Origin of the sequence: Shewanella sp. 5S214, assembly GCF_041439795.1 — a bacterium.
Taxonomy (GTDB): domain Bacteria; phylum Pseudomonadota; class Gammaproteobacteria; order Enterobacterales; family Shewanellaceae; genus Shewanella; species Shewanella vesiculosa.
This window is the reverse complement of the sequence record NZ_JBGOOV010000022.1, coordinates 86,974-98,020: the sequence shown is the minus strand read 5'-3', so window position 1 is coordinate 98,020 and position 11,047 is coordinate 86,974. Positions and strand designations below refer to the sequence as shown.

The window sequence follows — 11,047 nt, the reverse complement described above, 5'->3', positions numbered from 1 at the left end:
AGTCAGAACGTTTATATCGGAATGACTCTAAAACCGTGGCCAATTTAACTTGACCGCTACATATAGTATTCATACTCTGTTTTAGGAATCACTATTGTGAGTTAAGTCAGTTCACTTAAGTACTTACTTGGAAGCGAAACTCTACGATTAATATCGTTCTAGATTGGATCGCTCAAAATCTTTTTATCATTTAACATCATTTTTCCTGCACCAAACCATTACAAGTTGTGCATCGCCTCGGTCTGTCACATCGATAAAACCCCCGTGTTCGGCGGCTTTGCGAGAAGCCGTATTTGATTTTCGCATGTGAGCATAGATAACATCGTATTGACTGAGTAAACAGCAACTTTTATAGACGACACGCCCAATTTGTCGACCTTGGCTAGGACGATTCAGGAACACATGAAATGACGGATGACGTCCTCGAATAGGATCATCTAGCAAGTTGATATAGGCGGTACCAGCTCTTTTACCATTCACCATTACGAGCCAAGCTTCGCATCCGGGCCCGCCACCTTTATGTCGCGAACCAGAGGTACGGAGAAACTCAACATCTTCTGCGCTGACTGGACCTAGCTTTGACTTTGCTTTTACTGCTAAAGGTTTGGGTGTTGCATGCCGAACTCGTCTAGACCGTGTACCGTTCAATGGCCGAGCCATTAAGACTCTCCCAAACCTTCTAGAAGTCGCTCACAACTAGGGGCCCAGTACTCTGCTGGAAAAAAGCCTGGTGAGAAGGCAATCACTATGTCTTCAAGACACTCTAGCAATGAGCGGCATCGCAGGGCTTCAGTAAGTTTATCTATCTGAGCTAATACTTGAGGCAGCGAAAGATTAAGGGGACGTGGATGTTCCACTGCATCACTGTCTCCATCGTAACGATTGCAGAAATAATCCATGTCGATATGAAGCAAAAAAGTTGTGTCATTGATTCTCGTCTGACAATCAAGACCTTCGAGCCAGGCATCCATATCATCTGTATAACGATATCGGCCGCGCGCGACTCCCTTTAGAAGTGAGGTTAATTCCAGCTCAACGGTGGGCCTAATCGCATCCAAATCAAGCAACGAGTCAAAAGCCGTTTCTAGCTTGATAGCCGAGTCAAAGGTGCCCGTACATTTAGGGCCTTGGCAAAGATGACGTACATCAGCGTATGGCACGTGGTGAAGGAAGGGGGTGAGAAAGCTTCCCATTCCAAATGCGCCGCTTTCGATTGCGCTGGTCACTGAATTAGGATCGCTAAGGTCTACAGCACGCCCCTCTATAGGATCTATCCACCCTTCAGGACTTAGGAATATCCTCGGTGCATCAAGGTCTTTGTGGTCATCTACATGAAGAACTACGACGTTAGCACTTCCAGATCGTCGCGCCAGCCACTCACTCCAGCTCTCCAAAGTCCATGTATCATTTAAGGACAGTAGCACACGCCCTTTACGCTTACGCTCCACTGCCATGCGTTGGAATTGCAAATTATCTCCCCACCATGCAAGTCCTTCGGCTAAGCGTGGATCAACATAACGATAAGGATCGTTTGACCATTCAAGTTTAAGCAACCACTGCTTCCCAGTTTGAGTGGCAACAGCATCCTTATCACAGAAGTATTCCCGGAGCTGTGCATGTCTGCACTGCGCATCATTCGACAACCTACACAGTGGAATGGAGATCAAGGAACTCATTTGGATTCACCTCCTTGGCTGCGTACTTAAATATATCAACTAAATTCTGCCCCACCTGTGTTAATGGGCACTGCTCTAGGGTAACAAATGCTTTCTTGAGATGAAGGTCTGTATCTGTAATCTGTTTTACAGCACGAGAGTGCAAGTTTGCTGGCCCATGTTCACGAACATAAATCCAAAAACGCCTCAGCTCAACGAAAACGAAAACTGCGTGCAACAATCCCGACGGTGGTCGCAAGTCTTCACGCCATGGAGAAACGACTTGTGTAGATGTGCTCAGTACCGTTGGGGCGTAACGCTCCAGCAGATATAGCTTTTGATGACGATGTTCATGGATGAGTGAATCGGCGAGATCATAAGGATCAATTAACCCGTCAGCTTGGGATATCGACACGTAAAGTGCCCCGGGGACTGAGTTATCGCTGAATGAAACAATTTTTTGAGGATCCGCCATTGGATCCCGAATAAATTGTACTGCGCAGCATGTTTCAAGCATTTCGGCAGCAAGAGCAGGACGCCACTCTTTGACAATTCCCATCGCTTGCTTGACCAGTTCCTGGCCAGCACCCGAAAGCTCGTCACCTTCAAAAACTATGGCTTTACCAAATGGAGCTCGCAGCCAATAATCGTTGCGACCGACATCCCAAACACCTATTCTTTTACCTTCAGCAGCGACTGACAGCAGAAAATTTAAATATTCTGGCGATACTGTAATTTCCTGACCATCAACCGCGACCAACAAGTGTCCACGATGCTGAGCCAGCACTGCATTAGACCACGCAATGGCCCCTGGATTAATTGCTACGCGCTCTAAATCACCTGGTTCCATACATCTGAACTGCTTTGAAATCGCGTCACTAGCATAGAGCTGCAAGGCGGCTTTCAAATGATCAATTGATTCGATTTTGGCTCCTTCACGTAGCCAGTCAAGGTGAGGTTTAGATATCTCAGCAAGTTCGAAACTCTCAAGCGAGAACTTCTCTGGTAAAGGAACAAACACCTCTTCAATTATTTCTGAGGACAAATGCTCCTCAAGCCGACTTTTGATGTGGGTAACAAGCCGTTTCATTTCATTGCAGTACACTGTAGGGTTGACGAAGCCGTTTTTGCCAAAACGGTGAGGCAAAGACCCCCCACCACAAATATCGACAATACTACACGTTTGACAGACCTCAGCCAGCCCCTCTTTTCGCAAGTAACAACGGTGCTGCTCAATTGCAGAGGAAAGAGCCACTTCGGCGATCGGAGTATCGTGCACATTGCCCTTGAGCTTCGTCGCGCCGTCCTGAGTAACTTTTAAGACATCAAGATCATGGTAGCTGCCGTCTGTTTCGATTGACAAGAGACTCACATCTCCAAAGCCAAAAGCATCTGTGCGAGAAGGCAATCCAACACAAGTATCAAGTAATGCTTCGAACGTTCTCAGGGGAATATGTGGATATTGGTTAAACCATACATCAAATGCGTTTACTAACCACTCTTCGTAAATACTAGGATCTTGGTTCCGTCTTGGAGGAGGACAAAGCCAATGGGCATCTGGAAGCAAGAAATCCAGTCGAGGAATATTGAACTTTTCGAAATACCCGAAAAGATCTTCTGCGCTGGTCGACACATCTATGACTGCAATGACGCCAGCAAAGATTGATGGATACTTTTGAAGCCGTAGTAATGCCTGCTCAGCCTTCGAAAAACTAGAGCGCCCTTTCAAAGTCAAACGATGCTTATCGTTGGCAGACTTTGGCCCATCTAAGCTTAGCGAAACACCAATATTCGCTTTCTCAAAAAGTTCTAAAACTTGATCGGTCAGCAGTAGTCCATTAGTTTGGATACTAACATCGACGGGGATACTACATGCGTTACGCAGTTGATTGGCGAAGTCAGCAAGGTATTGTGCCCCAGCCAGTAAGGGCTCACCACCATGGAAAATTACCGCACAGTGAGTAAGACCGCTTTGTAAAACATACTCCTGAAGACGGTGAGCGAACGCATCAAGGTGCTCTTCGGACAAGATCTTAGGCATAGAACGCCAACTCTGATCCGCATGGTGATAAATATAGCAATAATCGCAATCCAAATTACACCGCGAAGCTACTTTTAATAAAAACGATGAAAACTTAGCGACGTCCAAGGTATTACCTCAAGAGCGATTGTGGCGATGATGCATACGGTCGTAGCTGGTGATCATTTGGCTTGCATCCGATTCAGTTATAACGCGAAATCGCAGGCGCTGAATTGCTGGATTGGTGCTCTGTCCTTTAGCTAATCCTTTACGAATCTCCAATAAGGTCGACTCTTCAATTTTTAGTGCTGCAGACGACATCTCATACTCCTTGATATGTTTTAAGAAAATTGATTATTGCAGATAACTCCGCAGAACTACAAGAGATATTGTTTAAATTTGAGAATATGAAAAAATGCACTTTAATATGTATTAACATACAGCAATCGTGTGTTTTATAGCAGATTTCAGCTGTTTTGAAGCAAACAGCTAGATTCAGTCGATATACTTCCCTTCTGCACACAAAACTTCATAAATAATCACATCCTGACTCATCTCATTCTACTTGCTCTATTAGAGACAAGAGAGTTAGACCAGTGTGGCCATATTGAATGAGCTTAGGATGATAATTTCTAGGAGGCGACGCCTCAAACAGCGTGGCCAAATTCACTATGCCACTACAATTGTATGTTTTTCATAACAAGTAAAGCCTAAAAGTCCTGTTTTTTAGTGGGGAAGCTAACCTAAGGTTTATATTACCTTTTTGCATTGTAACTAAAAAGGTAATAATTATGAAAATTCAAATTGGTACAAGTACTTATGAGTGTTTTGGTTTACGTTGTATACAGCATGGTAAATGTGAAGCAAGATATCTTATAACTGGCTCAGAATAATCTCTTTTGAAAGCAGCAGAGAAAATGTGTTCCAGCAAGGAGTACTTCAATATTGTCGTTAAAGATAGCGGACATGAAATCTTAAATGGAGAAGATGCTATCGTATTAAAAGCTTCCACAGGCTCTCGAGAACGGATAATTCACGTAAACTGGGTTAACCATTAGCTCAAATGAGAACCTAATGACATGTTACGGGAGGGCTTTAGAATGGGGGTGCCATAACTTTATGAAGTTAAAACATATAATGACCTCACACCTCTCATAGCACTAACGAGAAAAGGAAATGCACTTTAAAAGTTATTAAAGTGCAGTTTTCGCGAGTTATAGCAATTAATCGACACGTTAGCGCATCCTTTTTGCTTTATTTTTACGTGTTTGAAGCGACGGGAATAGTTGATTGATGAAATCAGCACATTACGATATGTGATGCAAGCAGTCACCAACCAACATTGATGAACCATGAGCTTTAGAATTCCTAAGGTCAGACATTACATCCACCATTGATTTGCACCATTCATTGTCAGGGGTTGGATTATCTAAATGACGGAACCCTGAATCTTTAATCCAGCGCTGCGATACAGCATGATTCATTAGTGCTTTGAACATCATCTTCTTTTTGGGGTTAGTCTTAAACCGTAATGCGTGTTCAATGATTGTGTACGTTTTAAGGTGAACTTCAGGGGCTAAAGCATAGAAATAATAAGAGTACATCGCCATATTTTTAGCAACATTAAATTGACCTTGGATTTCTTTAGGAACTTCTTCGTTCAGAACTTCCTTAGAAAGATACTCATGCATTACTTCTAAGCTAGGCACAGAGCCACAGATAGCCCCCATCAATCGATGCTTTTCATCCATCACAGTTAATTCTTCTAGGCTTTTAAATTCTTCCATGATTGACTCTAGGGATATACGTAATGCTCTGACTCAAGCACGCGCTACGCTGCTGTAACAAAGATAATATCATCACAGGTTGGTAAATGTGAGACATCCTCATCTTCTCATGCCTTTTAGATAACCCGAATGAAATTGAAAATGTTAGGATTCTGGTTCGATACCTGAACCTCCTCAATTAGGGCATTCAATTGGTTCATAGTGAATTGGTTCATTCTCATCAAGATTTTGAAAATTAGATTCGTTACTACCCGTTCCATTACAAATATGACAAGCTTCATTTTTACTTTCCATTGATTAACTCCTAGTGCACTTGGCGCTTCACATTAGATAGCCGCTCGAAGTTGTGAGCCAACAGAATTATTTTGTTGCATAATTCAAATGGATTCGATGAAATCACTGCGAAGTCGACGAACACCATTTGCTTCTGCTCCTAAACCAAATATCATCGCTAGTTCACGCAACAGCTCTGACTCAGAGCCTTCGTTTAGTGCTTCCAGAGCCGATACGGGCACCAACGTTACTTCTGGTACTCCTGCGCTCGGGCGCACCAAGTATGCATGATGAAATCCATGTAGCCATGTTGCGACGTATGGGACAAATAATTCATTTCCAATAGAATACCGCCCCTTCGGATATGATGCTTGTCCGAGACAAGCTTTGCGCGCTCCTTGTTTTCCAAACAGCCCATTTCGTACGCTACGGAATTGGGTCTGTGGACCACGTGAGTGTCGACGCCATGTTGGGCATTCATCAGTTGCATCGATTTGGAAAATGCCGTACTCGACTTGACCTCTTTGCATCCAAGTCGCTTCAGCTTCGTTCCACATTTAGTACTCCCTGTATATTAGATACTTACGTCCATTTAGAATAATCGCAATACAAAGTCACCTTACTACGCCCTATACGCGACACTTATGACAAACTAAGACTGTCACTCATTGAAAATCTACTTGAATCGAATCGCTACTATTAAACTAGATGACTTTTAGCGTCATAACAACACAGCTTATGACGAATATCATTCAGTAGTGAACGAGTTCGAGCGTTATGCTGAGACTTCAAGGTTTTAATAGATAGTAAAGTTCATTAATGTGTTTGGATAAATTTATCTTGTTTGAGCAAAAGACATAAGTTCTTTTATTAGTCGATTTTTTAGAAAGGAAACGACACTATTATGCAATATTTATTCAGTTAGATGGCTGCTATGATTGAAAGATTATTTTTTAGTCGCCGAGGTTTTCATGAAAGTATTACAGCGTATTAGCGCCTTGCCTGCAATGGACGGTGATGGTGTGAACATCAATCGTGTTGCTGACTTTGACAAGCTTCGTTTCGATCCATATTTAATGATTGATGAGATTAAGTCTGATGATGAACAAGATTTTATTGGTGGTTTTCCGCCGCATCCACACAGAGGTGTAGAAACCTTTACTTATATTCGTAAAGGTGGCTTTGAACATCGCGATCAAATGGGCAATGTTAAACCTATTCGTGCTGGTGACGTTCAGTGGATGAGTACTGGCAGTGGCGTGGTGCATTCTGAAATGCCATTAGCCGATGCCAAAGAAGGGCTGCATGGGTTCCAAATTTGGATCAATATGCCAGCAAAACACAAAATGCGCCCGCCGATTTATCAAGACACCAGCCAACAGGCTAACCCACATTTAGATAACGAACACGGTGCATCACTTGTTGCCTTGGCGGGGCGTTGGGGATTTATTAATCAACCACATAAGATTACGTCAGCTATTCAGGGGTTAGCTGGTCAAGGAGCCATTGCCGATTTAACCTTAACTGCATATGGTCATGGCACCTTGAGCCTTGCTGAGCACCAAACCGTATGCGTTTATGTGTATGCAGGTGAACTTAACTATATTGATTCACAAGGTCTACGTGAAACCGCAGGAGCAGGGCAGTTGTTAGTGTTGGACGCACAAGAAGTGTGCTGTTTTCAAACTGAGGCGACTGGTGCTGGGCTGTTAATATTAGCGGGCAAGCCTATTAATGAAAAAATTGTCCAGATGGGCCCGTTCGTAATGAATACCCGAGCTGAGATAGAGCAAGCTGTTCGCGATTATCAGCAAGGTCATTTTGGCCAAATTGTGTAGTCTTAGGTGCACCATAAGTAGAGCTCTCGGTAAATATTTGTCTGCGAACTAGCAATAAAATTGCTACAATAGCTGACATCTGGCTCGGGTTTGTTTTAATACCTGTGCTAACACCAATCTTATTTATTATCTGTTCCTTCTGGCAAGATAAATCGTTCAAAAATAGCAGTAAGCATTTTTTCATATACATCATTGTATAGGTTCATTTTGTTTCGCTATTAACGGATTTTTTGCATGATAATGGCTCATTTATGTAATGGTATTGGTATATTTTTTTGCAGCTTTTGTCTGCTTTTTACCTTTCGATATCAGAGGATATTTGCCTTGAGTCAGTCTACAGAACAAGTCGTTAACCCGGCTTTCGCATCACTTAATTTAAAACCTGAATTGCTTGAAAACCTCCAAACTATGGGTTTTGAATCGATGACTCAGATCCAAGCCGAGAGCTTACCGCCGATTTTGGCTGGTGAAGATGTTATTGGTCAAGCGATGACTGGCTCGGGTAAAACTGCCGCTTTTGGTTTAGGGCTTTTGAATAAGTTGGATGTAAAACGCTTCCGTATCCAAACTATGGTGTTGTGTCCAACACGCGAATTAGCCGATCAAGTCGCTAAAGAAATCCGTACCTTAGCTCGTGGTATTCATAACGTAAAAGTGCTTACGCTTTGCGGTGGTGTTCCAATGGGGCCGCAAGTGGGTTCACTAGAACATGGCGCGCATATTATTGTCGGCACGCCGGGGCGGATTGTCGATCATTTAGATCGTAACCGTTTAGATTTAAGCAACATGGATACGCTGATTTTAGATGAAGCGGATCGCATGCTAGAAATGGGTTTTCAACAGCATATTGATCAAATTATTGCTGCCGCGCCGCGTGAGCGTCAAACGTTATTGTTTAGCGCGACTTTCCCTGATCAAATTAAGTCGATTGCCGATCAAATTATGTATAACCCAGTAATGGTTAAAGTTGAGGCTAAGCACGACAACTTAACGATTGATCAGCATTTCTACCGTATTGAAGATAGCCAAGGTCGTCTTGAAGCATTGCGTTTATTGTTACTGGATAAGCAGCCAGAAAGCTCTGTGGTGTTTTGTAATACCAAGCGTGAAACCCAACAAGTGGCTGACTCATTGCATGAGTTTGGCTTTAGTGTATTAGCATTGCATGGCGACTTAGAGCAACGGGATCGTGATCAAATGTTACTCCAATTTGCTAATCGTAGTGCGCGCATTTTAGTGGCCACTGACGTCGCGGCACGTGGTTTGGACATTGATGAATTAGATGCGGTATTTAATTATCATATTGCCTACGATACCGAAGTGCATATTCACCGTATTGGTCGTACTGGCCGTGCAGGCAGTTCGGGCAGCGCTTATACTTTCTTTGGTGAAGAAGATGGTTACAAAATGGCGATGATTGAAGAAGCCATGAATAAAGACGTGGTCAGCGAGCCTTTACCGCCAATGAGTGCGTTAAACAAGCAACCGCTTGCTGCTGAAATGGTTACAATTCAAATTGAAGCCGGTAAAAAGCAAAAAATTCGTCCAGGTGACATTGTTGGTGCATTAACTGGTGGTAATGGGTTAGATTTTAACGATATCGGTAAAATTAAAGTGACTGACATTCGTGCGTACTTTGCTGTAAAAAGTAATGTGTCTAAGCAAGCATTAAACATTATCAGTAAAGGTAAGTTAAAAGGCCGTAGCTACCGAGCTTGGTTTATGTAACGGCTGCACTTAAAACGAATCGCTTAAAACGTACAACTGATAACCCAATTTTGTGTAATTGCTATCCGTGAGATTCAATTGGGTTATCAATGAATAATAAAAAACCGGTGAACAATGTTCACCGGTTTTTTATGTTTATCGCAAGTTAGCGGTTAACGAATTAGCTTTTTACTTTAGCGTTGGCATAAGGATTACTGCTTGCAGATGTGACTGGTGCAGTACCGCTGCGACGTGGTGGACGATTACGCTGTGGTGGCTTATTACCATTGGCTCTTGCTGCAGCTTTAGGATCTACAGGCTTATCTTGTCCACGAGATTGCTGGCGAGAATCGTGGTTTCGTGCAGGTTTTTCAGCTTGAGTGCCGTCATTGGCATGTTGTTGAGCATGCTTACTGCGGTTCGGGTTGGGCTTTTTGGCTCCACTGCCGCCAGATCTGCTACCTGCTTCTGGGATAGTAAATGGTGCTTCAAAACCAGCAAGTTGCTTACGCTCAATGACACGATTAATTAATCGTTCGATATCATGCAGTAGCTTAACTTCTTCAAGACCGACTAATGATACTGCTTGACCTGTTGAACCAGCACGGCCAGTACGGCCAATGCGATGCACATAATCTTCAGGTACGTTCGGTAAGTCAAAGTTAACCACAAATGGCAGTTGATCGATATCTATACCACGGGCAGCAATATCGGTCGCGACCATCACTTGCACCGCGCCGGCTTTAAAATCAGCCAAGGCTTTAGTGCGTGCTGTTTGGCTTTTATTACCATGTATGGCAGCGGCTTTAATGCCCGCAGCGTCCAGGCTTTTGGCTAAACGGTTAGCACCATGTTTGGTACGAGAAAACACTAACACTTGTTTCCAATCATTGGTTTTAATCAGTTCAATTAGTGCCAATGATTTACGCGTTTTATCTACTGGATACACACATTGAGTCACAGTGTTTGCCGTGGCATTACGCGGCGTGACTGAAATTTCGACTGGATTGTTAACGAGACCTTTCGCCAACTCACGAATTTCATTCGAAAATGTAGCTGAAAACATTAAGTTTTGGCGTTTGGCAGGTAATAGTGCCAATACCTTTTTGATATCGCGAATAAAGCCCATGTCGAGCATGCGGTCTGCTTCGTCTAACACCAAAATTTCTAATTTGCTGAAGCTAATGGCTTTTTGCTGGCATAAGTCGAGTAAACGACCTGGCGTTGCCACTAAAATGTCAACTCCGTTTCTGAGCGCAGCTAATTGTGGCACGATAGACACACCACCAAATACTACCGCCGATTTGAGCGGTAAGTTGATGCCGTAAGTTGCGACGCTTTCTTGTACTTGTGCGGCAAGCTCGCGGGTAGGTGTTAACACTAATGCACGGACTTGACCACGTTGCGCGCGTTCACCTTTAGATAATAGTTCTAAAATTGGCAGGGTAAAACCAGCTGTTTTTCCTGTCCCTGTTTGTGCTGCTGCCATAACATCTTGGCCGGCTAAAACTGCTGGTATTGCTTGTGCTTGAATTGGAGAGGGGGTGTCGTAACCTTGTTTTTCAACCGCTTTTAAAATAGCAGCATTCAGACCAAGTGAGGAAAAACTCATAGAAAAATCTCTTTGGGCAACGCATTGTTGCTTTGAATAAAAGGTAGCCATTAACGGCGGCCGTGAAGCTTACCTGAAAACCGTTATAAGTGCTATCAAATCCCTGCGTGGCCAGCGATATATCCCCTCATAAAGCGACTCATAATGGGCTATTT

9 protein-coding genes are annotated in these 11,047 nt (G+C 43.3%); 2 read left to right on the top strand and 7 right to left on the bottom strand.

From position 1 onward, the window contains the following. Positions 1-186 precede the first annotated feature (186 nt). The 6 genes from ACED29_RS15025 to ACED29_RS15000 form a co-directional block, all read right to left on the bottom strand. Entirely contained in the window at positions 187-660 is a 474-nt protein-coding gene (locus ACED29_RS15025; RefSeq protein WP_371697993.1) for a hypothetical protein, read from the bottom strand. Further along, positions 660-1,676 carry a hypothetical protein gene (locus ACED29_RS15020; protein WP_371697992.1) on the bottom strand — a complete coding sequence of 339 codons (1,017 nt, stop codon included), beginning with the start codon at positions 1,674-1,676 and terminating at the stop codon, positions 660-662. Before ACED29_RS15020 ends, ACED29_RS15025 begins: the two co-directional genes overlap by 1 nt. Next, positions 1,645-3,804 carry a cyclophane-forming radical SAM/SPASM peptide maturase YhhB gene (yhhB, locus tag ACED29_RS15015; protein WP_371697991.1) on the bottom strand — a complete coding sequence of 720 codons (2,160 nt, stop codon included), beginning with the start codon at positions 3,802-3,804 and terminating at the stop codon, positions 1,645-1,647. The genes ACED29_RS15020 and yhhB overlap by 32 nt, the downstream gene beginning before the upstream one ends. Before the next feature lie 9 nt (positions 3,805-3,813). Further along, positions 3,814-3,996: a YhhA family cyclophane-containing RiPP gene (yhhA, locus tag ACED29_RS15010; protein ID WP_351010262.1), complete on the bottom strand. Its 183-nt coding sequence runs from the start codon at positions 3,994-3,996 to the stop codon at positions 3,814-3,816. Between the two features lie 986 nt (positions 3,997-4,982). Beyond that, on the bottom strand, positions 4,983-5,462 hold the full coding sequence (locus tag ACED29_RS15005; protein WP_371697990.1) for a hypothetical protein: 480 nt from the start codon (positions 5,460-5,462) through the stop codon (positions 4,983-4,985). 377 nt (positions 5,463-5,839) lie between these two features. Then, a complete protein-coding gene (locus ACED29_RS15000; protein ID WP_371697989.1) occupies positions 5,840-6,292 on the bottom strand; it encodes a hypothetical protein in 453 nt (150 codons plus the stop codon). Positions 6,293-6,706: 414 nt separating this feature from the next. Here ACED29_RS15000 and ACED29_RS14995 point away from each other — a divergent pair, with 414 nt between their 5' ends. Further along, positions 6,707-7,573, top strand: a complete 867-nt coding sequence (locus ACED29_RS14995; protein WP_371697988.1) for a pirin family protein — start codon at positions 6,707-6,709, stop codon at positions 7,571-7,573. Positions 7,574-7,897: 324 nt separating this feature from the next. After that, positions 7,898-9,301 (top strand): ATP-dependent RNA helicase DbpA, encoded by a 1,404-nt coding sequence (gene dbpA / locus ACED29_RS14990; RefSeq protein WP_182697604.1) that lies wholly within the window; start codon positions 7,898-7,900, stop codon positions 9,299-9,301. 160 nt (positions 9,302-9,461) lie between these two features. Here the strand turns inward: dbpA and ACED29_RS14985 are convergent, their stop codons facing one another. Then, complete coding sequence (locus ACED29_RS14985) at positions 9,462-10,892, bottom strand: DEAD/DEAH box helicase (RefSeq protein ID WP_124015407.1); 1,431 nt, start codon at positions 10,890-10,892, stop codon at positions 9,462-9,464. Between the last annotated feature and the right edge of the window lie 155 nt (positions 10,893-11,047).